Source organism: Collinsella sp. CLA-ER-H11, assembly GCF_040092445.1.
Lineage (GTDB): Bacteria > Actinomycetota > Coriobacteriia > Coriobacteriales > Coriobacteriaceae > Collinsella.
Window position 1 is genome coordinate 41,819 of sequence record NZ_JBBNLN010000006.1, and the last position, 26,986, is coordinate 68,804.

Annotated in this window: 23 protein-coding genes and 1 pseudogene; 20 read left to right on the top strand and 4 right to left on the bottom strand. The window is 61.6% G+C overall.

Annotated features, from left to right (window positions below):
- Nucleotides 1-81: 81 nt before the first annotated feature.
- From purH to AAAX35_RS05820, 4 genes and pseudogenes are all read left to right on the top strand, one after another.
- Nucleotides 82-1,689, top strand: a complete 1,608-nt coding sequence (gene purH, locus AAAX35_RS05805; protein WP_349117037.1) for a bifunctional phosphoribosylaminoimidazolecarboxamide formyltransferase/IMP cyclohydrolase — start codon at nucleotides 82-84, stop codon at nucleotides 1,687-1,689.
- An 81-nt stretch (nucleotides 1,690-1,770) separates the two neighbouring features.
- Nucleotides 1,771-2,502 (top strand): hypothetical protein, encoded by a 732-nt coding sequence (locus AAAX35_RS05810; RefSeq protein ID WP_349117038.1) that lies wholly within the window; start codon nucleotides 1,771-1,773, stop codon nucleotides 2,500-2,502.
- A gap of 181 nt (nucleotides 2,503-2,683) precedes the next feature.
- Nucleotides 2,684-3,356, top strand: a pseudogene (locus tag AAAX35_RS05815) (response regulator transcription factor).
- 9 nt (nucleotides 3,357-3,365) lie between these two features.
- Nucleotides 3,366-4,409, top strand: a complete 1,044-nt coding sequence (locus AAAX35_RS05820) for a sensor histidine kinase (protein ID WP_349117039.1) — start codon at nucleotides 3,366-3,368, stop codon at nucleotides 4,407-4,409.
- A gap of 292 nt (nucleotides 4,410-4,701) precedes the next feature.
- Here the strand turns inward: AAAX35_RS05820 and AAAX35_RS05825 are convergent, their stop codons facing one another.
- A complete protein-coding gene (locus AAAX35_RS05825; RefSeq protein WP_006235921.1) occupies nucleotides 4,702-5,139 on the bottom strand; it encodes a universal stress protein in 438 nt (145 codons plus the stop codon).
- Nucleotides 5,140-5,386: 247 nt separating this feature from the next.
- On the opposite strand from AAAX35_RS05825, the gene AAAX35_RS05830 reads away from it, so the two are divergent.
- Together AAAX35_RS05830 and AAAX35_RS05835 are read left to right on the top strand one after the other, a co-directional pair.
- Complete coding sequence (locus AAAX35_RS05830) at nucleotides 5,387-6,367, top strand: undecaprenyl-diphosphate phosphatase (RefSeq protein WP_055310402.1); 981 nt, start codon at nucleotides 5,387-5,389, stop codon at nucleotides 6,365-6,367.
- Between the two features lie 333 nt (nucleotides 6,368-6,700).
- On the top strand, nucleotides 6,701-9,601 hold the full coding sequence (locus AAAX35_RS05835) for a UvrD-helicase domain-containing protein (RefSeq protein WP_349117040.1): 2,901 nt from the start codon (nucleotides 6,701-6,703) through the stop codon (nucleotides 9,599-9,601).
- 279 nt (nucleotides 9,602-9,880) lie between these two features.
- Here the strand turns inward: AAAX35_RS05835 and AAAX35_RS05840 are convergent, their stop codons facing one another.
- Both AAAX35_RS05840 and AAAX35_RS05845 read right to left on the bottom strand, forming a co-directional pair.
- Nucleotides 9,881-10,819: a type I phosphomannose isomerase catalytic subunit gene (locus AAAX35_RS05840; RefSeq protein WP_349117041.1), complete on the bottom strand. Its 939-nt coding sequence runs from the start codon at nucleotides 10,817-10,819 to the stop codon at nucleotides 9,881-9,883.
- Nucleotides 10,820-10,887: 68 nt separating this feature from the next.
- The gene (locus AAAX35_RS05845; RefSeq protein ID WP_118334227.1) at nucleotides 10,888-11,607 is read right to left on the bottom strand and encodes a GntR family transcriptional regulator; all 720 of its coding nucleotides are present in this window, start codon (nucleotides 11,605-11,607) and stop codon (nucleotides 10,888-10,890) included.
- Between the two features lie 303 nt (nucleotides 11,608-11,910).
- On the opposite strand from AAAX35_RS05845, the gene AAAX35_RS05850 reads away from it, so the two are divergent.
- From AAAX35_RS05850 to nhaA, 7 genes are all read left to right on the top strand, one after another.
- Nucleotides 11,911-13,311, top strand: coding sequence for a glycoside hydrolase family 1 protein (locus AAAX35_RS05850; RefSeq protein WP_271738972.1), 1,401 nt, complete (start codon nucleotides 11,911-11,913; stop codon nucleotides 13,309-13,311).
- A 120-nt stretch (nucleotides 13,312-13,431) separates the two neighbouring features.
- Complete coding sequence (locus AAAX35_RS05855) at nucleotides 13,432-14,775, top strand: PTS transporter subunit EIIC (RefSeq protein ID WP_118226878.1); 1,344 nt, start codon at nucleotides 13,432-13,434, stop codon at nucleotides 14,773-14,775.
- A 161-nt stretch (nucleotides 14,776-14,936) separates the two neighbouring features.
- Entirely contained in the window at nucleotides 14,937-15,239 is a 303-nt protein-coding gene (locus AAAX35_RS05860; protein WP_035137700.1) for a PTS sugar transporter subunit IIB, read from the top strand.
- Between the two features lie 9 nt (nucleotides 15,240-15,248).
- Nucleotides 15,249-15,581: a PTS lactose/cellobiose transporter subunit IIA gene (locus AAAX35_RS05865; protein WP_199411192.1), complete on the top strand. Its 333-nt coding sequence runs from the start codon at nucleotides 15,249-15,251 to the stop codon at nucleotides 15,579-15,581.
- A 241-nt stretch (nucleotides 15,582-15,822) separates the two neighbouring features.
- Complete coding sequence (locus AAAX35_RS05870; protein WP_271738974.1) at nucleotides 15,823-16,776, top strand: ROK family protein; 954 nt, start codon at nucleotides 15,823-15,825, stop codon at nucleotides 16,774-16,776.
- A gap of 119 nt (nucleotides 16,777-16,895) precedes the next feature.
- Nucleotides 16,896-17,819 carry a manganese-dependent inorganic pyrophosphatase gene (locus AAAX35_RS05875; protein WP_006235927.1) on the top strand — a complete coding sequence of 308 codons (924 nt, stop codon included), beginning with the start codon at nucleotides 16,896-16,898 and terminating at the stop codon, nucleotides 17,817-17,819.
- Nucleotides 17,820-18,086: 267 nt separating this feature from the next.
- Nucleotides 18,087-19,445 carry a Na+/H+ antiporter NhaA gene (nhaA, locus tag AAAX35_RS05880; RefSeq protein WP_343007800.1) on the top strand — a complete coding sequence of 453 codons (1,359 nt, stop codon included), beginning with the start codon at nucleotides 18,087-18,089 and terminating at the stop codon, nucleotides 19,443-19,445.
- Nucleotides 19,446-19,531: 86 nt separating this feature from the next.
- Here the strand turns inward: nhaA and AAAX35_RS05885 are convergent, their stop codons facing one another.
- Complete coding sequence (locus tag AAAX35_RS05885) at nucleotides 19,532-19,786, bottom strand: hypothetical protein (RefSeq protein WP_022093864.1); 255 nt, start codon at nucleotides 19,784-19,786, stop codon at nucleotides 19,532-19,534.
- 149 nt (nucleotides 19,787-19,935) lie between these two features.
- Between AAAX35_RS05885 and AAAX35_RS05890 the strand changes: the two genes are divergently transcribed.
- From AAAX35_RS05890 to AAAX35_RS05920, 7 genes are all read left to right on the top strand, one after another.
- Nucleotides 19,936-21,240 (top strand): aminotransferase class I/II-fold pyridoxal phosphate-dependent enzyme, encoded by a 1,305-nt coding sequence (locus AAAX35_RS05890; protein WP_349117042.1) that lies wholly within the window; start codon nucleotides 19,936-19,938, stop codon nucleotides 21,238-21,240.
- Between the two features lie 51 nt (nucleotides 21,241-21,291).
- The gene (locus tag AAAX35_RS05895; RefSeq protein ID WP_035137695.1) at nucleotides 21,292-21,606 is read left to right on the top strand and encodes an STAS domain-containing protein; all 315 of its coding nucleotides are present in this window, start codon (nucleotides 21,292-21,294) and stop codon (nucleotides 21,604-21,606) included.
- A gap of 153 nt (nucleotides 21,607-21,759) precedes the next feature.
- Nucleotides 21,760-22,332, top strand: coding sequence for a twin-arginine translocase TatA/TatE family subunit (locus tag AAAX35_RS05900; RefSeq protein WP_349117043.1), 573 nt, complete (start codon nucleotides 21,760-21,762; stop codon nucleotides 22,330-22,332).
- Nucleotides 22,332-23,123 (top strand): twin-arginine translocase subunit TatC, encoded by a 792-nt coding sequence (gene tatC / locus AAAX35_RS05905; RefSeq protein WP_055285525.1) that lies wholly within the window; start codon nucleotides 22,332-22,334, stop codon nucleotides 23,121-23,123. The genes AAAX35_RS05900 and tatC overlap by 1 nt, the downstream gene beginning before the upstream one ends.
- Nucleotides 23,124-23,129: 6 nt before the next feature.
- Nucleotides 23,130-23,486: a hydrogenase maturation nickel metallochaperone HypA gene (hypA, locus tag AAAX35_RS05910; RefSeq protein WP_349117044.1), complete on the top strand. Its 357-nt coding sequence runs from the start codon at nucleotides 23,130-23,132 to the stop codon at nucleotides 23,484-23,486.
- Between the two features lie 163 nt (nucleotides 23,487-23,649).
- Nucleotides 23,650-24,333 (top strand): hydrogenase nickel incorporation protein HypB, encoded by a 684-nt coding sequence (gene hypB / locus AAAX35_RS05915; protein ID WP_349117045.1) that lies wholly within the window; start codon nucleotides 23,650-23,652, stop codon nucleotides 24,331-24,333.
- Between the two features lie 54 nt (nucleotides 24,334-24,387).
- Nucleotides 24,388-26,979 carry a DNA topoisomerase I gene (locus tag AAAX35_RS05920; protein WP_349117046.1) on the top strand — a complete coding sequence of 864 codons (2,592 nt, stop codon included), beginning with the start codon at nucleotides 24,388-24,390 and terminating at the stop codon, nucleotides 26,977-26,979.
- The last annotated feature ends 7 nt before the right edge of the window (nucleotides 26,980-26,986 follow it).

Consider the following 26,986-nt stretch of genomic DNA (forward strand, 5'->3'; position numbering starts at 1 on the left):
TTCAATGCCGCTGCGCGAGCGCTGCAGATCGACGTATCACCGGCTCACAGAGCACGGCGGCGTACCAGACAGGAGGACTGCATGGGATCTGATGTGAAGATCGCACGCGCGTTGATCTCGGTTACCGATAAGACGGGCGTCGTCGATTTCGCACGGACGCTGGTCGATGACTTTGGCGTCGAGATCATCTCTACGGGCGGCACGGCTCGTGCCATCGAGGACGCGGGCGTTCCCGTAACCCCCATCGAGGAGTTCACGGGCTATCCCGAGATGATGGACGGCCGCGTTAAGACCCTGCACCCCAAGGTTCACGGCGCGCTGCTGGCCCGCCGCGATTCCGAGCAGCACATGCAGGAGGCCGCTCAGCACGGCATTAAGCTGATCGACCTGGTCGTCGTCAACCTGTACGAGTTCGAGAAGACCGTCGCCAACCCCGAGGTCACCTTCGCGGATGCCATCGAGCACATCGACATCGGTGGCCCCTCCATGCTGCGCTCTGCCGCCAAGAACGCCGCGAGCGTTACCGTCATCTCCGATCCGGCCGACTATGATGCCGTCCTGGCCGAGATGCACGAGACCGGTGGCTGCACCACGCTTTCCACCCGTCGTCGCCTGCAGGTGAAGGTCTACCAGACCACCGCCGCCTACGACACGGCTATCTCCCGTTGGCTTGCCGCCCAGGCAAGCGACGTGGCGGACACCTCTGCCAAGCTCGAGATCTCGCTGGAGAAGGTCGACGACCTGCGCTATGGCGAGAATCCTCAGCAGAAGGCCACGGTCTATCGCTTTGCCGAGGGCTGCGAGAACACCGCGAGCTCGCAGTTCCCACTCGTGGGCTCCGAGCAGATCCAGGGCAAGCCGCTCAGCTACAACAACTATCTGGATGCCGACGCCGCTTGGAACCTGGTCCGCGAGTTCGACGAGCCGGCCTGCGTGATCCTCAAGCACCAGAACCCCTGCGGCTCTGCCGTGGCCGAGGACATCACGGCTGCCTACGACCGCGCCTTCGCCTGCGATCCCAAGAGCGCCTTTGGCGGCATCATCGCCTGCAACCGCGAGGTTCCCTTTGATCTGGTTGAGCACTTTGCCGATCAGAACAAGCAGTTCGTCGAGGTCATCATCGCCCCGAGCTACACTGCCGAGGCACTCGAGCGCATGGCCAAGCGCCCCAACCTGCGCGTGCTGGCTACCGGCGGCGTGGACCACGGCGCCCAGGTGGAGCTGCGCTCCGTCGACGGCGGCATGCTGGTGCAGGAAGTTGACCACGTGACCGAGGACCCCGCGACCTTTACGTTCCCCACCGACCGCAAGCCCACCGACGCCGAGATGGCCGAGCTCGAGTTTGCCTGGAAGGTCTGCAAGGGCGTCAAGTCCAACGCCATCCTGGTCTCCAAGGGCAAAGCCGGTATTGGCATGGGCCCGGGTCAGCCCAACCGCGTTGACTCTGCACTGCTTGCCTGCGAGCGCGCCGAGGACTTCTGCGAGCGCGAGGGCGTGGAGAAGGGCGGCTTTGCCTGTGCAAGCGACGCGTTCTTCCCGTTCCGCGACAACGTCGACGTGCTTGCCGCGCACGGCGTGACCTGCATCATCCAGCCCGGCGGCTCCAAGCGCGACGACGAGAGCGTCCAGGCCTGCAACGAGCATGGCATCGCGATGGTCTTTACGGGCGCCCGCCACTTTAGGCACTAAGTTTCGCCCCGGAACAAAATAATCTCTGCAAAAGACGGCTGCTCCGTTTGGAGGGCCGTCTTTTTGGTATAAGAGGACGGAATGACTAACACGAAAGGTATGACCATGCCCCAGATTGATGATGCCGAGCTGTTTGGCAATGCCGAGGATCAGCGTGCGTACGAGGACTTTTGCGCCAATCAGGAGGCGGTCGAGAAGTTTACGCTCGACAAGCCCGCGCTTGTATGCCGTTGGCGCATGTCCAACAAAAAGGTGCCCATGCTCAACCGTCACATCCGCGCGCTGTCCGAGCGCCTGGTGCAGGGCGAGCCGCTTACCCATAACATGCTCAGCTGGGCAAAGCAGCACGTTGAGTGGTCGCTTGCCGAGGGCGATTACACCGCGCGCGACGGCGTGCTCATGCTGGTGATCGACATCAACGGCAACGCCGCCATGACGGTGGTGGAGTACGAGCCGCTCGCCGATACGTCGGCCAAGGCGCTGCGTGCCCGCTCCGCTGAGGCCCGCTCCGAGGCTGACGAAACTGGCGTGGCGCCCGAGCTGCTCGCCGCCGTCAACAACGGCGAGCTCGCCTTTGTGGCGCCGGCGGACGAGTTTCTGTGCGGCACGGCGACGCTCATCGAGCAGCTGGCCCAGACCAAGGGCATCCCGGTCACGCGTGTAGACATTCCCGCGCAGCTTAAGGGCGCGCTGTTCCTAGTGAGCGACGAGCACGGCGTGGTCCCCGCGACCGAGACGGACGCCGCCGAGGCCGATGCCGCCACGGTCGCCTTCTTTGCCGAAGGCTACGAAAAGCTTCGTGCCCGCCGCTAAATGATTTTTCTGGGACGGGGATTAAAGAATCATTTTAGTCTCCGTTCCCGTCGCGAGCGTAAGGCGGACAAAACGCCCCCCGTTCGCGAACAGTTCTGTCACCTTGGCGACGTGCGTGGCGCGCACCTGCAGTTTCGCAGCCATAATGGTGGCAAGACAACCAAGAGGGGGAGCGGAATCCATGGCGCTAATCTATATCGTTGAGGACGACGAGCCCATTCGTCGTGAGCTTGTCGACATCCTTGCCCGTGCCGGTTTTGAGGTCGAGGCCTGCGAATCGTTTGAGCACGTCTCGCGCGATATTCTCGCCGCCGCGCCCGACCTGGTGCTGCTCGACCTCACGCTCCCCGTCAAAGACGGCCAGCACATCTGCCATGAGGTCCGTCGCGAATCTGAGGTCCCCATCATCGTTCTCACGTCGCGCACGACCGAGATCGACGAGGTCATGGCCATGACGCTCGGCGCGGACGACTTTGTTCCCAAGCCCTACAGCGCGCGCGTGCTCGTGGCCCGCATCAATGCCTTGCTGCGCCGCACCGCGGCGGCGGGCGAGCGCAGCACGCTCGTCCACAAGGGACTGGAGCTCGACCTCGCACGCTCCATGGTCACCAACACGCAAACCGGCACCAGTACCGAGCTCACCAAAAACGAGCTGCGTATCCTCTCGCTGCTTCTGAGCCGCGCGGGCAAGATCGTTTCGCGTTCGGCCATCATGCAGGACCTGTGGGACTCCGACGCCTTCGTGGACGACAATACGCTCACCGTTAACATCAACCGCCTGCGCACCACGCTCGAAAAAAATCGGCATCAAGGGGTATTTGACCACGCACCGCGGCCAGGGCTATTCGGTCTAGGGGCCGGCTATGTCGTTTGCCAAGTTCTTTAAAGACGCGCTGCTTCCCGTCGCCGTGTGGACGTGCGGCGTGCTGCTGAGCTGCTTTGTGCTGACGGTCGCCGGCGCACCCGTTTCTATCGTGGTCGTGGCGGTCGGCGTGTCCTATATCTTTGGTATGCTCGGCATCGTGATCGAGTACGCGCGCCGTCGTCGTTTTCTGCGCCAGCTGGAGCGTGCGGCCGAGGAGCTCGAGAGTCCCGCATGGGTGCAGGAGATGGTGCAATGCCCGACCTATGCCGAGGGCGAGCTCGAGTACGAGGTCTTGCGCCGGGTGGGCAAAGCCGCTTGCGACGAGGTTGCCGAAGGCCGCCGTCAGACCGATGACTATCGCGACTATATCGAGAGCTGGGTCCATGAGGCCAAGCTGCCCCTGGCGGCGGCCCATCTGATTTTGGAAAACCTGGACGGTAGCGAAGACGACCTGTCGCGCGTGGACGATCTGGCACGCGAGCTTGCCCGCGTGGAGCGCTATATCGACCAAGCTCTGTACTATGCGCGCTCGGAAGTCGTGGAGCGCGACTACCTGATTCGCCGCTGGGATCTCAAGACCTTGGTGACGGGCGCAATCAAGGCCAATGCGCGTGAGCTCATCGCGGCACACGTGGCGTCGGTGTGCGAGAACCTCGACTTTGAGGTCTTTACCGACGAGAAGTGGCTCGAGTTTATTCTGGGCCAGCTCATTCAGAACAGCATTAAATATGCGCGTGAGGACGGCGCAAAGATCGTGTTTTCGGGTGCGTTGCTGGACGAGGGTCTGGCAAGCGAGCGCATCGAGCTTACCGTCGCGGACAACGGCTGCGGCGTGTGTGCGGCAGACCTGCCGCGCGTGTTCGAGAAGGGCTTTACCGGCGACAACGGCCGCACCACCAAGCGCGCAACGGGCATCGGCCTCTACCTGGTGGCGCGCCTGTGCTCCAAGATGGGCATCGACGTCACCGCGGCATCCGAGCCCGGCGAAGGCTTTGTCGTAACATTCGCCTTCTCAACCAACAAGTTCCAATATTTCGAGTAGCCAGCCCGTCTTACGGTGCGGACGGCTATGTTCCCGAACGTGAACTTAGCTAAGGCAATTGGCGCTATGTTCCCGAACGTGAATATAGCCGCAAGGATTTAAATGAATCGCCCCATAAAAAACGTGCCGCCCCAAACGGGGCGGCACGCCATCTTTTATCAGCCAACTCGTTGAAGTACGGTGACGAAGGCGCAAGGCCGGGAGGGGTTATCTAAGCCGACATCCCGCAGCCGCGAAGCGGCGAGGACGTCGGCGTGATAACCCCGCAGGCCCTGCGCCGGCGGGAAGGAACCTACTTCACGACCAAGATGTCGCAGTCGGTGTTGCGCAGCAGGAACGTCGAAATCGAACCCAGCAGCGCATACTTGATCGAGGACAGGCCGCGTGCGCCGCAGAGCACCAGGTCGGGCTTAACCACGTCGAGCATCTCGTCCTTGAGCGTCTCGCGAATACGGCCGGCGCGAATCATAACCTCGACCTCGGGAATATCGGGATTGGCCTTGGCCTCTTCGAGCTGCTTGGCGATGGAGTTCTTAAATGCCTCCTCTAGGCCGTTGACCAGATCGACCGGATAGGAACCGGCGCTCTCGAGCGCCGTGGAATCGATAACGTGGCCGATGATTAGCTTGGCGCCGTTGTTCGCGGCGACCTTGATGGCGCGTGCGAGCACAAAATCCTGCTGCTCAGTACCATCGAGTGAAACAAATACCTTGGTGTAGCCCTCGTTCATGGTTTCCTCCTTGGTCTATCGCACGGGCGCGGGGCTCGTGCCTCGGGCGGGCGCGGGCGCGTTGGCCGCCGAACACTTTATCTTGTTGCAGTTATACCCAAGGATTTCGGTTTGACCGCTCGCAATTCTGTGAACGGACGAGTTTTTTGGTAAGGGTAGGCGCAGACGCGCCCGAACGGTTGATAATGGGACATCGCCCGCACCGTCCGCAGAACAATATCGGCGGGTGTCTAACGAGGGGGTCCCTTTGGATATCATCGAGCTTCTAAAATCTGCCTTCATGGGCCTGGTCGAGGGCATCACCGAATGGCTGCCTGTTTCGTCGACCGGTCACATGATCTTGGTGGACGAGTTCGTCAAGATGAACGTGAGCGAGACGTTCTGGAACATGTTCCTGGTCGTGATTCAGCTCGGCGCCATTCTGGCCGTCTGCGTGCTGTTCTTCCATGAGCTCAATCCGTTCTCGCCCAGCAAGGGCAAGGAGGGCCGCCGCGACACCTGGGTGCTGTGGGGCAAGATTGTGCTTGGCTGCATTCCCGCCGCGGCAATCGGCCTGCCGCTCAACGACTGGATGGAGGAGCATTTCTACAATGCTCCCGTCGTGGCGCTGGCGCTCATTGTGTACGGTGTGCTGTTTATCGTGATCGAGAACTGGCGCGCGAGCAAGCGCGAGGAAATGGCTGTTGCCGGTTCGTTTGGTTCGCGTGCTGTGGTGTCGGGTGGACGTCCCGCCGGTGCGCACTTTGCGGCACCCGCCGCGGCTACCGCTGAGGATGAGGACGATGACGAGAATCTGGACTTTGGCTCCATCGCCACGCTCGAGGACCTGAGCTGGAAGACTGCGCTGGGTATCGGCTGCTTCCAGGTGCTTTCGCTGGTGCCTGGTACGTCTCGCTCCGGTTCTACCATCATCGGCGGCCTGCTTTTGGGCTGCACGCGTTCGGTGGCGTCCAAGTTTACGTTCTTCCTGGCCATCCCGGTCATGTTTGGCGCGAGTGCGCTCAAGCTGGTCAAGTACTTCATCAAGGGCGGCACGTTCGGTGCCAACGAGGTCGCTATCCTGGGCGTGGGCTGCGTTGTGGCCTTTGTGGTTTCGCTCATCGCCATCAAGTGGCTCATGGGCTTCGTCCGCCGTCACGACTTCAAGTGCTTCGGTGTCTACCGCATCATCCTGGGCATCGTAGTGCTCGCATACTTCTTCGTTCTGGAGCCGATGCTCGGCCTCTAACTTAGTCGACACTGCGCGGCGGCCAGGGCGACAACTTGTCATTCAAAGGGGGTGGCATGACCAAAAGGTCTATGCCGCCCCCTTTTCATGCTAATTTGTTCGCCCTGACCGTCGCTCGCTGCTGCTGCCATGACATCGGCGGTTTCGTGATTGTCAATAGATTGGCGCAGACTAACCTGACCCCATTGCACCAAATCCGCTGGGGCGAGCCTGACGGTGACGCACGGAGTCGTGGTGTGATTTGCGTCGGTGTCCGCGCGGCTCGGTATACTGGTACGGCTCAAACTATGGCGCTGCCCGCAGGCGCGCCGTCCGTCAGATGAGGAGTCGCCCATGACCCAGCCCTTGCCCTGGGAAAAGAATGTCGCGGTACCTGTGCCGCCCGCGCCGGAACCCGTGCCGCTCGATGCATACACCGCCCCTGCTGCGCCGGAGCCCGAGCTCGTTCCGCTCGACATCTACGACGCCCCGGCTCCGGCGCCCAAACCCGCCAAGCCGCTCGTCGATATCGATAGCCTGAACCCCGCCCAGCGCGAGGCGGTCCTGACCACCGAGGGCCCGCTGCTGGTCCTTGCCGGCGCCGGCTCGGGCAAGACCCGCGTCCTGACCTTCCGCATCGCGCATATGCTTGGCGACCTGGGCGTTAAGCCCTGGCAGGTCCTGGCCATCACGTTTACCAACAAGGCAGCGGCCGAGATGCGCGAGCGTCTGGCGGCGCTCATCCCCAGTGGCACCCGCGGCATGTGGGTGTGCACCTTCCACGCCATGTGCGTGCGCATGCTGCGCGAGGACGCCGACCTGCTGGGCTACACCGGGCAGTTCACCATCTACGACGATGACGACTCAAAGCGCATGGTGCGCGACATTATGCAGGCGCTCGGCATTGAACAAAAGCAGTTCCCCATCAACATGATCCGCAGCAAGATCAGCTCAGCTAAAAACGCCATGATCGGCCCCGAGGACATGCTCAAATCCGCCGACAGCCCCAACGACAAAAAGGCCGCGCAGGTCTACCTGGAGCTGGAACGCCGCCTGCGCGCCGCCAACGCGATGGACTTCGACGACCTGCTCGTGCGCACGCTCGAGCTGCTGCGCACCCGCCCCGAGGTGCTCGACAAGTACCAAGAGCGCTTCCGCTACATTAGCGTCGACGAGTATCAGGACACCAACCACGTCCAGTACGAGATCGCCAATCTGCTGGCCGCCAAGTACCAAAACCTCATGGTCGTGGGCGACGATGACCAGTCCATTTATAGCTGGCGTGGCGCCGACATCACCAATATCCTGGACTTTGAGAAGGATTTTAAAGACTGCAAGACTGTCAAGCTGGAGCAGAACTATCGCTCTACGGGCCATATCCTGAGCGCCGCCAACGCCGTGGTGCGTCACAACTCGCAGCGCAAGGACAAGCGCCTGTTTACGGCCGAGGGCGACGGCGAGAAGATTCAGGCCTTCCAAGCAAGCGATGAGCGCGACGAGGGCCGCTGGATTGCCGGCGAGATCGAAAAGCTGCACTCCAAGGGCACGAGTTACGACGACATCGCCGTGTTCTACCGCACTAACGCCCAGTCGCGTATTCTCGAAGATATGTTCCTGCGTGCGGGCGTGCCCTACAAGATCGTGGGCGGCACGCGATTCTTCGACCGCGCCGAGATCCGCGACGTCATGGCCTACCTCAAGATGATCGTGAACCCGGCCGACGAGATGAGCGTCAAGCGCGTCATCAACACGCCGCGCCGCGGCATCGGCTCCACCTCGATCCAAAAGATCGAGCAGCTGGCGCGCGACAACCGTTGCTCGTTCTTCCAGGCCTGCGAGATCGCGACGGCCGAGACGGGCATGTTTAGCGCCAAGGTCCGCAACGGCCTGTCGAGCTTTGTGTCGCTGGTGCGCGAGGGTCGCCGCATGGACGGCGAACTCAAGGACGTCGTCGAGATGATCGTCGACAAGACGGGCCTGCTGCAGGCCTTCCGCGCCGAAGGCACCATGGAGTCCGAGAGCCGCGCCGAGAACATCCAGGAATTCCTGGGCGTCGCTGCCGAATTTGAAGAGACGCACGAGGATATCGAGGGCACGCTCGAGAGCCTAGAAGAGCTGCGCGCGGCCGGTGTTGCCGACGTGCCCGCCGGCGCCGAGCTCGAGCCCGTCGTGGTGAGCGCGCCCGCGCCCGAGCCGGGACCGTCCGCGCCCGCGTCTTCGTTTGAGGCGCTGGTCGGCGCTCGCGACGCCGCTGGTTCCAACCCGCTCGATAGCCTAGCCGCTCCAGCGCTCTCGCCGCAGGATGCCCTGGCCGCCGCCATCGCGGGTAACGCCTATGCCACGCCAACGGAGATGCCGGCGGGTGCCGTGCATGCCGACGAGATCGAGCGCACCTACGGTCCGCTCACCTGTAAGGCACTGCCGGCACTCATGGAGTGGCTGGCCCTGCGCTCCGACTTGGATTCTTTGGCAGGCGAGACGCATGCCATCACCATGATGACCATCCACTCCGCCAAGGGCCTGGAGTTCCCGGCGGTGTTCGTGGCCGGTATGGAGGAGGGCATCTTCCCGCACGTGCACGATTTTGGCGGCAGCGATGATCCGGGCAAGCTCGAGGAGGAGCGTCGCCTGGCCTACGTTGCCATCACGCGTGCTCGCAAGCGCCTGTTCTTGACCTATGCGGCAACGCGTCGCACCTACGGCTCGACCTCTGCCAATCCGCGCTCGCGCTTCCTCAACGAGATTCCGTTTGAGGATATCGAGTTTAGCGGTATCGGTTCTGCCGGTTTTGAGGGCACGGGCTGGGAGAAGCGCGGCGACCGACACGGCACCTTTGGATCGGGCATGGGCTCGGACATGTATGGCGGCAAGGTGTTCGGTTCGCATACGCGCTCGACCGGCGGTTCCGGTTCGCGCGGCGGATCGAGCTTTGACGACTTCTTTGGCGGCAGCAGTTACGGGACCGAGCGCCATCGTGGGGTCTCGCCAGACGCCGGCCGTGTTGCCTCGACCTTTGGCTCGGGCGCACCGCGAGCCAAAAAGCCCTCGTCCAAGGTGTCCCCGACGGTGGAGCGCAAGGTCGATCGCGCCAGCGCATCGCAGGACTTTGCCGCAGGCGATACCGTGAGCCACAAGACCTTTGGCACGGGTACCGTGATCTCGGTCGCCGGAGACATGATCGAGGTTCAATTCGAAAAGACCGGCCAGACCAAAAAGCTTATGAAAGGTTTTGCACCGATCGTCAAGCTGTCGTGATCCCGGCGGACCTGGGCGGGCGTATGGGGCAACATCGCCTGCTCGGGCAGTCCTGCGCAAGACGGAGGCCACATTAAGTGGCCTCCTTTGCGTGCGGAACTCGCGATCGATGTTGCCCTATACGCCCGCCCAGGTCCTTGGGTAACGTTGCTAGACGAGCGTTGCTTTGCTCGTTCGCTTTTTGGTCTGGAGAGCCGGGTGGGCTGATATATATGGACAAGGGGCTCCCCCGTTGGTGAACGGGGGAGCCCCTTGTTGCGTTTGGGTTGTTGGTGCGAACTAGAGGTGGCTGATGATCAGTTCCATCTTGCCTTCGAGGTCGATGGAGCTGACGGTACTGGGGGCCAGCAGGTGGCTTCCCTTGTGGACGGGGTCGCCGCAGACGGTGCCTTTGCCGTCGATGACCGACAGGCACATGAAGGGCCAGCGCTGGTCGAGGGTCTTGCTGCCGTTGACGCGCACGCGATCGACGGTGTAGCAGGGGTTGGACTCGAGCTCGGTCACGCCGTCCACCTCGGGCGCGGTTATCGTGCCGTCGGTCGGAGCCTGAGCATCAAAGTTTATGCAGTCGAGGCTCTGCTCAATGTGCAGCGGACGCAGCTTGCCGTCGGTGCCGGGACGGTCGTAGTCGTACAGGCGATACGTCACGTCGCTCGACTGCTGCGTCTCCAAAATGAGCGTGCCGGTCTTGATGGCGTGCACGGTACCGGAATCAATCTGGAAAAAGTCGCCCTTGTGGATCGGCAGTACGTTGAGCATGTCGTCCCAGCGGCCGTCCTTGATCATCTGTGCGGCCTCGGCGCGGTCATGCGCGCGCTGGCCGACGATGATCGTGGCGCCAGGCTCGCAATCCAGCACATACCAGCACTCGGTTTTGCCCAGGCTACCGTTCTCGTGCTCAGCGGCGTACTCGTCGTTGGGATGAATCTGGATCGAAAGGTCGTCCTTGGCGTCCAGAATCTTAATGAGCAGCGGGAACTCCTTGCCCTCGCAGTTGCCAAAGAGCTCGCGGTGCTCGGCCCACAGCCACGAAAGCGTGTGGCCTGCATACGGGCCCTCCGCAATCTGGCAGTCACCGTTGGGGTGGGCCGAGATGGCCCAACACTCACCGATGGGACCATCGGGAATGTCGTAACCAAATACGGTTTCGAGTTGACGGCCGCCCCAGATCTTCTCGTGGAAGATCGGCGTCAGTTTAATCAAATCGGACATGTTCATACTCCCATTGTGCTGCGTGGGCGCCGCGTAAAACTGCTCAAAACGAGCGCCCGCATGACTACAAAAACCTATGCCAACGTTACGTTGTGCAACTCAAAGCGGTCGCCAACGTTGCGCGAGACCGAATACTCAAAGGCGGCGCCGCTATCCAAGAAGCCAATCTGGTTGAGTTCGAGCAGGGGAGAGCCGGGTTTGGTATCCAGGCGCTCAGCTTCTTCCTCGGTTGCTGCCACGGCGCGAATGGTACGGTGAAAGCTCGAAATCTTCAGCCCACATTGCTCGCGGATGAATCGGTAGAGCGATCCGTATAGGTCCTTCTTTTTCAGCCCCGGAATCAGCTCGAGGGGCATGTAGGTGTACTCGATAACGATGGGCTTCTCATCGGCCTGACGCACGCGCACGACGTGATAGGCAAAGTCATCCTCGGCAATTCCCAGCTGGGCTGCGATGTCCGCCGGTGGATTAACGATCGAGAAATCGTAGACCACCGAGGTCACCTTCTCCCCGCGGTGCTCATACGAAAAACCCTGGGCACGGTCGTTTTTGCCCTGGAAAAACGCCTGGCCGGGAAGCCCCGCCGTGTCCTTAACGTAGGTACCCGATCCGCGTCGACTGGTAATAAGACCTTCCTCGGTGATTTGTTCAATAGCTCGTTTGACGGTGATTTTGGAAACGCTATAGAGCTCGCAGAACTCAACGACGGTGGGAAGCTTGTCGCCCGGTTTAAGAGCGCCATCCTCGATACTTCGACGAATATCTGCAGCTATCGCCTCGTATTTGGGAATCATGGAACCTCCTTTCCGACATATATGAATACAAAAGTAAGTATAACCCTCAACAGGGCACCCATATTACTTTTATCTAAGAAGTTCGAGAAAGAAAAAAGAAAAAGACGCTTTACTTTTAAAATTAGAGCGCTATAGTTTAAGCAACGAACGGAATCCTTCCGCACAACAGGATCGACCGTTTGGGGACGGTTTTGTTTTGGCGGGTTGGATATCGGTATGACCGGTGCGCGCCCGCGCCGGATAACCTGCCAAAGCAAACCCGTCTCCAACCGGAAGCTCTAGAACACGAAAGCGAGGACTTTGATGGCACAGTATCAGCTGCCCAACGACTTCTTCTTTGGCGCTGCTATGTCCGGCCCGCAGACTGAGGGTCAGTGGAACCAGGGCGGCAAGCTCGAGAACCTGTGGGACACCTGGTCCATCCAGGATCTGGGTTCGTTCTACAACTGCGTTGGCTCTTATGCCGGCAATGACTTTATGGCCAAGTACCAGGAAGACTTTCGCATTTTGAAGGACTTGGGCCTGAATACCTATCGCACTTCCATCCAGTGGAGCCGTCTGCTCGATGCCGACGGCAACCTTAACGAGGAGGGCGCCGCGTGGTATCACGAGCTGTTCCGCGCCTCTCGCGAGGCTGGTCTGGAGCCGTTCGTCAACCTGTACCACTTTGACATGCCCACCTACCTCTTTAACCGTGGCGGCTGGGAGAGCCGTGAGGTCGTCGAGGCTTACGCGCATTACGCCGACGTCGCCTTCCACGAGTTTGGCCAGGAGATTAAGTACTGGTTCACCTTTAACGAGCCCATCGTCGAGCCCGAACAGCGCTATCAGGAGGGCGTGTGGTTCCCGCAGCTCCACGACTTCAACCGCGCCCGCACCGTGCAGTATCACATCTCGCTGGCGCACGCGCTGGCCGTGGCCAACTATCGTAAGGCCTATGACGAGGGCGCTATTCGCGCCGATGCCAAGATCGGCATGATCAACTGCTTTACTCCGGTCTACACCAAGGAGAACCCCAGCGAGGCAGACCTCGAGGCCGTGCGTATGACCAGCGGCATCAACAATCGCTGGTGGCTCGACCTTATTACCAAGGGCGAGCTTCCTGCCGATGTGCTCGACAGCCTGGCCGAGGGCGGCGTTAAGCTCCCGTTCCGTGCCGGCGACCAAGAGATTCTCAAGCAGGGTGTTGTCGACTGGCTCGGCTGCAACTACTACCACCCCACGCGTGTTCAGGCACCGGCGAGCAAGGTCGACCAGTACGGCCTGCCGCATTTTGCCGACGAGTACGTATGGCCCGATGCCGTTATGAATGAGAGCCGCGGCTGGGAGATCTACCCGCAGGGCCTCTACGACTTTGGCATGGACTGCGCTAAGAACTACCCCGATCTTGAGTGGTTCGTTTCCGAGAACGGCATCGGCATCATGGACGAATACAAGAACCGCGATGCCGAAGGAACCATCCAGGATGACTACCGCGTCGACTTTGTGCGCCAGCACCTGGAGTGGGTTGCCAAGGCAATCTCCGAGGGCGCCAAATGCCGGGGCTATCACTACTGGGCCGTCATCGATAACTGGTCTTGGGCCAATGCCTTTAAGAATCGCTATGGCTTTGTCGAGGTCGATCTCATGGACGGCTACAAGCGCCGCCTTAAGAAGTCGGCAGCCTGGCTCAAACAGGTCGCCACGACCCACGTGGTTGATTAGCGACCGGGCGAACGCCCAGACCGCGCGCCGCCGCGCGCAACACATGGCACATCTGGTGGCAGAGGGCGACAGACCACCGTGCGCATAGGAAAAGGCCGGATTTGAAAGTTAGGAGCAATCATGGCCAGTGACAACGGAAAGAGCTTCCTCGACAAGTTTGCCGAGGTCTCTGCGAAGGTGGGAAATCAGGTTCACCTGCGTTCCCTGCGTGACGCCTTCGCGACCATCACGCCGCTCTATATCCTTGCGGGTATCGCGGTTCTTATTAATAACGTCGTGTTCCCTCTGTTCCCGCTCGATGCGGCGGGCCTTGCCAACCTTCAGACGTGGGGTTCGGCAATTACGCTGGGCACCCTCAACGTCTCTGCCATTATCTTGGCCGGATTGATTGGCTACAGCCTCGCCAAGAACAAGCGTTTCGATAACCCGCTCGCTTGCGTGGTCGTCGCCATCTCTGCCTTCGTCATCATGATGCCGCAGCAGATCACCGCCTCGCTTGCCGCCACGAGCCCGCTGCTCACCGACAAGATCACCTCCGCCGAGGTCACGGGCGCCCTTTCGACTGCCAACACCGGCACTAACGGTCTGTTCTCGGCCATTATCATCGCTCTGCTCTCCGTCTCGCTCTTCATCAAGATTTCTGGCGTCGAGAAGCTCAAGGTTAAGCTGGGCGAGGGCGTGCCCCCCGCGGTCTCCAACTCCTTCAACGTCATGATCCCGATGCTGCTCAACCTCGCGATCTTCGCTCTTGCCGCGGCCCTGCTCGCCGTGTGCGCCGGCACCGATCTGTGCACCATCATCTCCACGTGCATCTCCAACCCGCTCAAGAGCATCATGAACGCCGGTCCGTGGGCTGTTATCCTCATCTACACCCTTGCCAACCTGCTGTTCTGCGTCGGTATTCACCAGTCCACCATCTCTGGCGCTACCGTCGAGCCGATCCTGACCATGCTCATCGTCGACAACATGGCTACCTTTGCCGCCGGTGGCACCATCCAGCCCGATCACTACATGAACATGCAGATCGTTAACAGCTTTGCCCTCATCGGCGGCTCGGGCTGCACCCTCATGCTTCTGCTCGACACGCTCCTGTTCTCCAAGAACAAGGCTTCCGAGACCGTTTCCAAGATGGCTATCCTGCCTGGTCTGTTCAACATCAACGAGCCGGTTATCTACGGTTACCCCATCGTGTACAACCTGCCGCTCATGATTCCGTTTGTCCTCCTCCCCGATCTGTTCATCGGCATCACCTATGGCCTTACCTGCGCAGGCATCATCAGCCCCTGCATCGCCCAGGTGCCCTGGACCATGCCTCCCGTCATCAATGCCCTGCTCGCTACGGGCTTTGACTGGCGCGCCGGCGTGTGGCAGGCTCTCGAGATTGTCATTGGCATGGCCGTCTACCTGCCCTTTATGAAGATTTCCGAGAAGGCAATCGCCAAGCAGGAGGCTCTCGCCGAGTAGAACGCCTAACGTTCGTCCCTTTCACCTTTGCGGGCGCCGGTACGCGGTGCCGGTGCCCGCGGCTCTCTCCCTTGTGTAAAGATGCAGGGGGGTGGGCACAATAGCCGCAAGGAATAAAACCAGTTGTCGTCTGCGCGCCGCGCAGTTATAAGGAGGAAACCATGAAGAAGATCATGCTCTGCTGCAATGCCGGTATGTCCACGAGCCTGCTGGTCCAGAAGATGCAGGCCGAGGTTGCAAACCGTGGTCTGGATATCGAGGTCGAGGCTCGTCCCATGAACGAGGCCCACGATCACCTGGACGAGTGCGACATGTTGCTGCTTGGCCCGCAGATCGGCTACACCAAGGGCGACTTTGAGAAGGAGGCCGCCGGTCGTTTTCCGGTCGAGGTCATCAACATGGTCGACTACGGCCGCATGAACGCTGCCGGCATCATCGACCACTGCGTCAGCGTGATGGGCTAGGTGCTCTGTATGGAGGATATGAACGAACTGCAGATGACCTGCTTCGAGATCATCAGCTACGTCGGTACCGCCAAGAGCATGTACATCAATGCCGTGCAAAAGGCCAAGGAGGGCGATTTTGACGCCGCCGAGGAGCTTATCAAGCAGGGCGACGAGGCCTATAACGGTGGCCACGATGTTCACATGGGGCTTCTGAAGAAAGAGGCCAACGGCGAGCGTAACGGCGAGGCCCCGTTGATTCTGCTGCATGCCGAGGACCAGATGGCCGGTACCGAGACCATGCGCGTCATGGCGACGGAGCTCATCGAGATCCACAAGCAGCTGCAGGCACTTAAGGCCTAGTCGGCGTTATCGCCGCGAAGGACCGTGCGGTCCAACAGACAACATAGTCCCTTTGACGGGCGCCGGGAGTCTCCGCCTCCCGGCGCCTCTATTTTTGGGGATGGTCTTGTGCGGCCTGTTGAGCGGCCATTTGCGTTTCCCAGGATAAAACCTGCCAAAACAAACCTGTCCCTTTTTGGTAGGTTTTTGCCTTGGGAGCGGTACCATACAGGCAATGTTTAAACGAGAAAGGCGGGCTCCCATGGAACCTAAGCAGTACTACATCGGCATTGACGTCGGCGGCACTTCGGTTAAGGAGGGTCTGTTCGACGAGGACGGCAACCTGCTGGCCAAGGCCAGCGTGCCTACGCCTCCCATCGTTGACGCTGCGGGCTTTGCCGCGGTGACCGAGGCTATCGACCAGGTGGTCGCCAAGGCCCAGATTCCGCGCGCCTTTGTGGCTGGCATTGGCCTGGCCGTTCCGTGCCCCATCCCGGCGTCGGGCGATGCCAAGGTCAAGGCCAACATTGCCATTAACCTGCCCGAGCTGAGGATCGCCATTCAGCAGCACTGCCCCGACGCGGTCGTTAAGTACGAGAACGATGCCAACGCCGCCGCCATGGGCGAGGCCTGGCTCGGCTCTGCCAAGGGCGTGCAGAACGTGGTGATGGTCACCATCGGTACCGGCGTGGGTGGCGGCGTTATCGTTAATGGCGACGTGGTATCGGGCGTTGTGGGTGCTGGCGGCGAGATTGGCCACATGTGCCTGAACCCAGCTGAGGAGCGCACCTGCGGCTGCGGCGGCCATGGCCACCTGGAGCAGTATTCCAGCGCCACCGGCGTGGTGAGCAACTACCTTGCCGAGTGCAAGAAGGCGGGCGTCGAGCCCATCGAGCTCACCGGCCCCTCCGATTCCAAGGACGTGTTCCAGGCCTGCCGCGAGGGAGACAAGCTCGCGCTGGCCGCGGCCGATACCATGGCCGATTATCTCGGTCGTGCCCTGGCGCTTATTGCCAACGTGGTCGACCCCGAGATGTTCCTGATCGGCGGCGGTGCGTCTGCCTCGGCCGATGTCTACCTCGACAAGGTTCGCGAGCACTTCCAGCGCTACGCGCTTTCCGCCTCGCGCGAGACGCCCATTAAGGTCGCTTCGCTCGGCAACGACGCCGGCATCATCGGTGCCGCCTACGTAGCCCTGCGCGCTGCCGGCAAATAGCTGGTGCATGGGGGCCAAGGCTGCCACAAAATATGCCGTGGCCCTTCTGTCTGCGAAGGCTCGGCATCGGCGTGCTACCATAGCTACGTCCAAGTACACATATCAAGTGGAGGATATCCATGGCAAACGTTCTTGTCTTTGGTCACCAGAACCCCGATAACGACGCCATCATGAGCGCCGTCGTCCTGTCCCAGCTGCTCAACCAGGTTGAGTATGCCGGCAACACCTACGAGGCCTGCGCCCTTGGTCAGCTTCCGGCAGAGTCCGCCAAGCTGCTCGCCGACGCCGGCATCGCCGAGCCTCGCGTGATTGAGTCCGTCGAGGCCGGTCAGCTCGTCGTCCTCACCGACCACAACGAGTCCGCCCAGTCCGTCGCCGGCCTTAAGGACGCCACGGTCTTTGGCGTCGTCGACCATCACCGCATCGGCGACTTCGAGACCGCCGGCCCGCTGCACTACATCTGCCTGCCCTGGGGCTCCAGCTGCACCATCGTCACCAAGCTCGCCGGCGTGCTCGGCGTTGAGCTTTCCGACGTCCAGGCCAAGCTGCTGCTCTCGGCCATGATGACCGATACGCTCATGCTCAAGAGCCCCACCACCACCGATGTCGACCGCGCCGTTGCCGCCAAGCTCGGCGAGCAAGTGGGCGTCGACCCGGTCAAGTTTGGCATGGAGGTCTTCCTTACCCGTCCGTCCGGCTCCTTCACCGCTGCCGAGATGGTCGGCAACGACATCAAGATGTTCGAGCCCGCCGGCAAGAAGCTGCTCATCGGCCAGTACGAGACCGTCGACAAGAGCCGCGCACTCGGCATGATCGACGAGATTCGCGAGGCCATGCGCGCCTACGCCGCCGAGAAGGGTGCTGACGGCATTGTCCTGTGCATCACCGACATCATGGAGGAGGGCTCGCAGGTCCTGCTCGAGGGCGAGACCGAGGCTGCTCAGAAGGGCCTGGGCATTGCCGACGAGCACGACGGCGTCTGGATGCCGGGCGTCCTCTCCCGTAAGAAGCAGGTCGCTGCCCCCATCATGGCCGCCTGCTAGGTTTAGTTGACCAAATGCCACGACCGGATCGCGGACACCCCGCGCTCCGGTCGTTTTTTGTGCGCGGCGCCGCGTCGTCTCTTGGACAGGCGTGCCCGCGCCGTTGAGCAAATAATGTTCAACCTGTGGTTCCGCTTTTCGGCCGTGCTTGTGCGCTTGTCGTGCAGGGTAGGCTAGATGCAAGCGTAATACGTTGGAGCGCGGCGCCGCCACTTGGGCGGGCCGTGCTTTTTTAAGACGGGAGCCTTCCCGTGAAAGGAGCCGCCCATGGCAGCACCCGAGCAGCTGTTTAACGTTCGTGAGCGCAAACGCTTTGAGCGTCACGACATTTGGGAGCGCATTGCCGAGAACGGCACTATTTCCGCCGCCGTCATGGTCTTCGCCGCTATCGCCGCCGTCATTTGCGCCAACACCGATGCCTACGAGGCCATCCATCACTTTTTGGAGACCCCGCTGTATGTGGGTCTGGGTAACCTGACAGCCGGTCTCACCGTTGAGCTTTTCGTCAACGACTTCCTCATGGCGATCTTCTTTTTGCTAGTGGGCATCGAGCTTAAGTACGAGATGACGGTCGGCGAGCTCAAGAACCCGCGCCAGGCCATGCTCCCCATGCTGGCGGCCGTGGGCGGCGTCGTCGTTCCCGCCTGCATCTACCTGATCTTTAACCATGCCGGCGCGCACAACGGCTGGGCCATCCCCATGGCAACCGATATTGCCTTCGCGCTGGGCGTGCTGTCGCTTTTGGGCAATCGCGTACCCAACGGCGTGCGCGTGTTCTTCTCGACGCTTGCCATCGCCGACGACCTCATCTCCATCGCCGCCATCGCCATTTTCTACGGTCAGAGCCCCAATCCGTTTTGGTTGGGCGCCGCCGCGCTTGTGACCTGCGCGCTCGTGTGGCTCAACAAGACGCAGCATTACCGCCTTGCCCCGTATTCGGTACTGGGCCTGCTGCTGTGGTTCTGCATGTTCAAGAGCGGCGTGCACGCTACGCTCGCCGGCGTCATCTTGGCCTTTACCATCCCGGCCAAGTGCGGCGTTAAGCTCGATAGCCTCACCGATTGGTTGGGCGAGTGCCTGCCGCTGCTCGACGACCGCTACGACGACGAGGCACACATCCTGGGCCAGCATGACTTTACCGTCTCGACCACCAAGGTCGAGCGCGTCATGCACCGCGTGACCCCGCCGCTCATCCGCATGGAGCGTCTGATCTCCACGCCGGTCAACTTTGTGATCCTGCCGATCTTCGCGTTCGTCAACGCACAGGTTCGCCTGGTGGGCGTGGACATGAGCACGCTGCTCACCGACCCGGTGACGCTCGGCGTGTACTTTGGCATGCTGCTGGGCAAGCCGATCGGCATCTTTGGCATGACGTTTGCCCTGGTTAAGTTTAGGGTCTGTGAGCTGCCGCACAATGTCAACTGGCACATGATTGCCGGTGTGGGCATTCTGGGCGGTATCGGCTTTACCATGTCGATCCTCATCAGTGGCCTTGCCTTCCCGACGGCTCAGTTTGAGGTTCTGGCTGCCAAGGCCGCCATCCTTGCCGGTTCGGTCACCGCTGCCGTGCTCGGCATGATCTACATGAGTGTGGTCTGCAAACACCCCGCGCCCAAGGACGAGTAAGAGCACATACAAGTTTGAAAACGCCGCCTGTGAACACCATCACAAGCGGCGTTTTAGTCATTGGGGACGTTCTTAAACGACTAGGTTTATTCCACCGTTCCGTAGACGGCGCCCCAGCCGTGGGCGGCAAGGGCGGAGTTGAGCTGGTCGCAAAGCGATTGGCGGTCGTAGTAGCCGGGCGGCAATAGGTTCACGATTTCCATGAGGTCGGGCGCGAGGTCCAAGATCTCGGCCTGCACGATGAGATCCAGGCGGTCGATGGCGTGCCGGTCGTAAAATAGTCCGTCGACCAGGCGCTGCAGGTCGCCGAATTCCTCGGCCTGGAACGATCCGTACTCCATAGTGCCTCCTTGGGCGCCCCACGCCGGCATGCGCGGCGATTCGTAAATCATTGCGATGAACTTAATCTATCACGGCTTCATGCCGTTGCGGCGGTGGCGGTCTATACTTAGACGAACTGCAACGTCCCGCTTCGCGAAAGGTCGCACCCATGCAGACGATCTACCAGAAGATGGAAACCACCGAACTCGATGCCGCCATCGAGGCGCTCAAAGCCGAGGTCGCCGAGGTCAAGGCCAAGGGCCTGGCGCTCGACATGGCCCGCGGCAAGCCGTCGCCCTCCCAGGTGGACATCTCTCGACCCATGCTCGATATCCTCAATGCCGATGCCGATCTGCACGACGGCAACGTCGACTGCTCAAACTACGGCTGCTTTGAGGGCATTCCCTCGGCACGCAAGCTGGCAGGGGAGTTCCTGGGTTGCCCCGCCGAGCAGACGCTTGTACTGGGTTCGTCGAGCCTGCTTATCGAGCACGATATCGCTGGCATGTTCTGGCGCTGCCGCTCGTGCGGCAGCGAGCCCTGGGAGGCTTACGAGGCCGCGCACGACGGCAAGAAGGTCAAATTCCTGTGCCCTGTTCCCGGCTACGATCGCCACTTTGGCATCACCGCCGACTTGGGCATCGAGAACGTCCCCGTTGCGATGACCGACAACGGCCCCGACATGGACGAGATCGAGCGCCTCGTTGCCGCTGACGACTCCATTAAGGGCATCTGGTGCGTGCCCAAGTATTCCAACCCCACGGGCATCACCTTTAGCGAGGACACTGTGCGCCGTCTGGTCGAGATGCCCACGGCCGCGCCCGATTTCCGCATCTTCTGGGACAACGCCTACTGCGTGCACGACCTGTACGACGAGACCGACGAGCTCGCAAACATCTTTGACCTCGCTCGCGCGGCGGGTACCGAGGACCGCGTGGTGGCCTTTGCCTCGACGTCCAAGATCACCTTCCCGGGCGCCGGCATCGGCTTTATCGGTGCGAGCCCCGCGGTCATCGCCGAGTTCTCCAAGCGCCTGAAGGCCGGCCTCATCAGCGCCGACAAGCTCAACCAGCTGCGTCACGTGCGTTTCCTTCCCACCATCGAGGCGGTCAAGGAGCACATGAAAAAGCATGCCGAGTTCCTGCGTCCGCGCTTTGAGGCCGTCGAGCGCAAGCTCACCGAGGGCTTGGGCGATACGGGCTGTGCCACCTGGACGCACCCCCGCGGCGGCTACTTTGTAAGCTTCGATGGTCCCGAGGGCTCGGCCCAGAAGGTCGCCGCGCTTTGCGCCGACCTGGGCGTCAAGCTCACGCCGGCCGGTGCTACCTGGCCCTATGGCAAGGACCCGCGCGACACCAACATCCGCATCGCGCCGAGCTATCCCACGGTCGAGGACCTGGAGGCCGCGCTCGACGTGCTGGTGCTGGCCGTTAAGCTCGTCGCTGCCGAGCTTGCGCGTGCCGAGCGCGCCTAACGCGCGGCTTCCCGTACTATCCGCACTTTCGATACGTAAAGGAGCGTATTTATGGATTTGGGTATTTCCACCAACCCCACGCCAGAGCTCTACACCATTAAGGTAACCGGCGAGATCGATATTTCTAACGCCGATAGCCTGCGCAATGCCATCGACCTGGCGCTCGAGCAGCCCACCGAGGCCGTTGAGCTCGACTTTGCCCAAGTGAGCTACATCGATTCGACGGGCATTGGCGTGCTCGTGGGCGCCGCGCACCACGCGGTCGACCACGGCAAGCGCTTTAGCTGCACCAATGTGCAGCCCCCGGTGATGCGCGTGGTTCAGCTGTTGGGTGTCGACCAGGAGATTTCGATCACCGCTGCATAATCTTTGCCCCCAAAAGGGCGTGCCGTTTGGCATATGTTTGTGATGCGCTCGGACGTTTTAGCGTCCGGGCGCTATACTTGACCGAATGAATAGACGAGTTCCGGCCGAATGGCGCGGTGCGGGCTCGACTCACATCGAGCCTTGGAGGTATGTGTGTTTGGTATTGGAGAGGGTGAGCTCGCGATCATCGTGGTCTTCGGCTTTTTGCTGTTTGGCCCGGATAAGCTCCCGCAGATGGGCCGCACGATCGGCCGTGCCATCCGTCAGTTCCGCGAGACGCAGGAAAAGATGACGGCCGTTGTTCAGTCCGAGATTATCGATCCGGTGAGCGAGGCCGCGTCGGCCCCGGTCAAGCCCAAGAAGGCCGCTGCGACCGACGACGATTCCGATGCGGACGAGGATGCCGCCGAGACGGCTGCGCCCGCCAAGAAGGAGACCTTTGCCGAGCGCCGTGCCCGCCTTGCCGCCGAGAAGGCCGCGAGCGAGGGTGCTGCTGAGGGCGAAGGTGCTGCCGATGAGGCCGAGGGCGCCGAGCCCGCCGAGGCCGAGCCTGCCGAGCCCGAGCCTGTTGCAGAGCCGGAGCCCGAGCCGGCAGAGCCCACGACGGCTGACCTCTACGCCCGTCGTCCCCGCAAGCGCAAGGCCGTCGTCGACCAGCTCGCTCGCGAGCTCGAGGCCGAGGACGAAGCCGCTGCCGCCGACGCCCCGAAGGGAGGCGATGAGTAATGCCTATCGGACCTGCGCGAATGCCGCTCTTCGATCACCTGGGAGAGCTCCGTCGCCGCCTGACCATCGTGGTCGTCTCGGTGTTTGCCGCCGCTATCGTGCTGTACTTCGCCACGCCCGTGGTGCTCGACATCTTGGAAGACCCCATCCGCTCCTTTGTGCCGGACGGTAAGTTCTACATCACCACCACGCTCGGCGGCTTTGGCTTGCGCTTCTCGCTGGCCATCAAGATGGCCGTGGTCATGTGCACGCCCATGATTATCTGGCAGATTCTGGCGTTTTTCCTGCCGGCGCTTCGCCCCAACGAGCGCAAGTGGGTCGTGCCCACGGTGCTCGCCTCGACGGTGCTGTTCTTCCTGGGCGCAATCTTTTGCTACTTCATCATCATCCCGGCGGGCTTTGAGTGGCTCATCGGCGAGACCTCGGCCGTCGCCACGGCACTGCCCGACCTGGAGAACTACGTCAACATGGAGCTGCTCTTTATGATCGGCTTTGGTGTGGCGTTTGAGCTGCCGCTCATCATCTTCTACCTGTCTGTTTTCCACATCGTGTCCTACGCGGCCTTCCGCAGCGCCTGGCGCTACGTGTACGTAGGCCTGCTCGTGGGTTCGGCTGTGATCACGCCCGACGGCTCGCCCGTTACGCTGGGCCTCATGTATGGCGCCCTGCTCTCGCTCTACGAGATTTCGCTTGCCATCGCCCGAGTGGTCATTACCGCGCGCGAGGGCAAGGAGGGCTTGTTTGTGAGTCGTCTGGACCTGTTCTCGGACGATGAGGACGACGAGGAGTAAATCGGTATGCACGAGGTTGGCATTGTCAGCGGCATACTCGATACAGTGATTCGCGCGGCGCGTGGGGCGGGGGCCTCGCGCGCCGTTTTGGTAACGCTGCGTATCGGGGATATGACCGAAGTTGTGCGCGAGGCGCTCGACTTTGCGTGGGAGACATTTCGCGACGAGGACCCGCTCACGAAGGGCTGCGAGCTTGCCGTGGAGGAGGTCCATCCACAAAGCGAGTGTCTGGACTGCGGCGAGGTTTTCGACCACGATCGCTTCCATTGTCGCTGTCCCCAGTGTGGTGGTGCCAACGTGCGCCTACTGCACGGCCGCGAGCTCGACATCGCAAGTATCGAAATCGAAACCCCCGACGATTAGCCCGCTAGCCATTTGGGGACGGGGTATAAATGGTAGAAATAGATACGCCGTGCGGCTTGACATTCCGTTCCAACGTGTGCAAGCAGGCAAAATGGCAAGTGTCAACGACGAAATCTACCATTTCTACCCCGTCCCCAGATGGCAGAAGTAAGGAGCGCCGAGTATGGCCGAGAAAACGATTGATATCGCGTCGCCGATCCTGTCGCGCAATGAGCGCCTGGCAGATCAGCTGCGTCAGCGATTTAAAGAGACAAACACCTATGTGATCAATGTGCTGTCGAGCCCCGGTTCGGGCAAGACCACCACGATTTTGGGCACCAACGAGCGCCTGCGCGACAAGGCCGGCCTGCGCTGCGCCGTCATCGAGGGCGATATCGCCTCGGACGTCGACGCCATCACCATGAAGGAAGCCGGCATGCCCGCCATCCAGATCAACACGGGCGGTCTGTGCCACCTCGAGGGCAACATGATCATGGAGGCCGTTGACGCGTTCGACCAGGCTGTGGGTCTGGAAAACATTGACGTCATCTTTATCGAAAACGTGGGCAACCTGGTCTGCCCGGTCGACTTTGACCTGGGTGAGAACCTGTCCATCATGATCCTCTCGGTGCCCGAGGGCGACGACAAGCCCATCAAGTACCCGGGCATCTTCCAACACGCCGGCGCGCAGCTGCTCAACAAGGTCGATGTGGCCCCGGCTTTCGATTTTGACATGGATAGGTATACTAAGACACTCGATGGCCTCAATCCGCAGGCGCCGCGGTTTGCCGTGAGCGCGCGCAAGGGCGAGGGCATGGATGCCTGGTGCGATTGGCTCATCGGGCAGATTGAGCAAGCAAGGGCGTAAGTCGGCCGCCATACGGGCGGGCGTAGCCGCAGAGATACGAGATAGGAGCCTCTTTTGAAGCTCATCATCGCCGAGAAAAACGACGCCGCGCGTCAGATTGCCGAGCGTCTGTCCACGGGTAAGCCCAAAAAGGACAAGGTGTACAACACCGCCATCTACCGTTTTGAGTGGAAGGGCGAGGAGTGCGTGACGATTGGCCTTGCCGGTCACATCCTCGCGCCCGATTTTTGTGACAGCGTGCTGTTCAATAAAAAGCTGGGCTGGTATTCGGTCACCGAGGACGGCGAGATGCTGCCGGCCGACATACCCGATGGCCTGGCACGTCCGCCCTACGACACCAAGCGCAAGCCGTTTCTTGCCGACGGCATCTCAATCAAGGGCTGGAAGCTCGAGAGCCTGCCGTATCTCACCTGGGCGCCTGTCATTAAGTTGCCGGCCGAGAAAGAGCTCATTCGCTCGCTCAAGAACCTTGCCAAGAAGTCCGACAGCGTCATCATCGCTACGGACTTCGATCGCGAGGGCGAGCTGATCGGTTCGGACGCCCTCAACAAGGTGCGCGAGGTTGCGCCCGACCTGCCGGTCGCCCGCGCCCAGTATTCTTCGTTTACCAAGGCCGAGATCACGCAGGCCTTCGATAATCTCGTCTCGCTCGACCAGAACCTGGCCGACGCCGGCGAGAGCCGTCAGCACATCGACCTCATTTGGGGCGCGGTGCTCACGCGCTACCTGACGCTCGCCAAGTTTGGCGGCTTTGGCAACGTGCGTTCCGCCGGTCGCGTGCAGACGCCGACGCTCGCCCTGGTGGTTGAGCGCGAGCGCGAGCGCATGGCGTTTGTGCCCGAGGACTATTGGCAGATCCGCGGCATGGGCGCCGCACAGGGTGCTGCCGAGGATGATCGCTTTAAGATCGCTCACAAGACGGCGCGCTTTACCGACAAAGATGCTGCCGAGACGGCGTACAGCCATGTCGACGGCGTTGCGACGGCAACCGTCGCCGCGGTGACCAAACGCTCGCGCAAGCAGCAGCCGCCCACGCCGTTTGCGACCACCTCGCTGCAGGCTGCTGCCGCAGCCGAGGGCATCTCGCCTGCGCGTACCATGCGCATCGCCGAGTCCCTCTACATGGCGGGCCTCATCAGCTACCCGCGTGTCGACAACACCGTGTACCCTGCGACGCTCGATCTGGGCGCCGTGGTGAGCGACCTGGCAAAGATCAACCCGGCGCTGGCGCCCGTGTGCAAAAAGGTGCTCGCCGGTCCCATGAAGCCCACGCGCGGCAAAGTCGAGACCACCGACCACCCGCCTATCTATCCCACGGGCGAGGGCGATCCGTCCACGCTCGACGGCGGCCAGCGCAAACTCTACGACCTCATCGCCCGTCGCTTCCTGGCGACGCTTATGGGTCCTGCGACCATCGAGAACACCAAGCTCGAGCTCGACGTGAATGGTGAGCCGTTCGTGGCTTCGGGCGATGTGCTCGTGACCCCTGGCTTCCGCGAGGCCTACCCGTACGGCCTTAAACGCGACGAGCAGATGCCGCCGCTTGAGCAGGGTGACACGGTCGACGTATTCGACATTAAGCTCGAGGCCAAACAGACCGAGCCGCCCGCGCGCTACAGCCAGGGCAAGCTCGTGCAGGAGATGGAGAAGCGCGGCCTGGGCACCAAGTCCACGCGCGCGAGCATCATTGAGCGTCTGTATGCCGTGCGCTATCTTAAAAATGATCCCGTTGAGCCGAGCCAGCTGGGCATCGCCATCATCGACGCGCTGACGCAGTTTGCCCCGCGCATCACGAGCCCCGATATGACCAGCGAGCTCGATGGCGATATGACCCGTGTGGAGCGCGGCGAGGACACCGAAGAGCATGTCGTGACGCACTCGCGCGCACTGCTGGCCGGCGTGCTCGACGAGCTGCTCAAGCACACGCAGGAGCTGGGCGACGCCATCAGCGACGCCGTCACGGCCGATGCGCGCGTGGGTGCCTGCCCCAAGTGCGGCAAGGATCTGGTTATGAAGACGAGCGCCAAGACCCGCGGCAGCTTCATTGGCTGCATGGGCTGGCCCGACTGCGACGTGACCTATCCGGTGCCGAGTGGCGTCAAGGTAAGCCCGCTCGAGGGCGAGGCGGCCGTGTGTCCCGAGTGCGGCGCACCGCGCATTAAGTGCCAGCCGTTCCGCCAGAAGGCCTTCGAGATTTGCGTGAACCCCACGTGCCCCACCAACTACGAGCCCGATCTTAAGGTGGGCGAGTGCAAGGTGTGCGCCGAAGCAGGACGCCATGGCGACCTGATCGCGCACAAGAGCGAAAAGAGCGGCAAGCGCTTTATCCGCTGCACCAACTACGATGACTGCGGCGTGAGCTATCCGCTGCCGGCGCGTGGCAAGCTCGAGGCGACGGGCGAGACCTGCCCCGAGTGCGGCGCTCCCATCGTGGTGGTCAACACGGCACGCGGTCCGTGGCGTATCTGCGTCAACATGGACTGCCCGACCAAGGAGAAGAAGCCCGCCCGCGGCCGCAAGACCACGACCAAGGCGAGCACGGCAAAGAAGACGACGGCGGCTAAAAAGACGACCGCCAAAAAGGCGACGGCCAAAAAGGCGACGGCCAAGAAGTCGACTACCAAAAAGACCGCTGCCGACAAGTAGCGGCGCA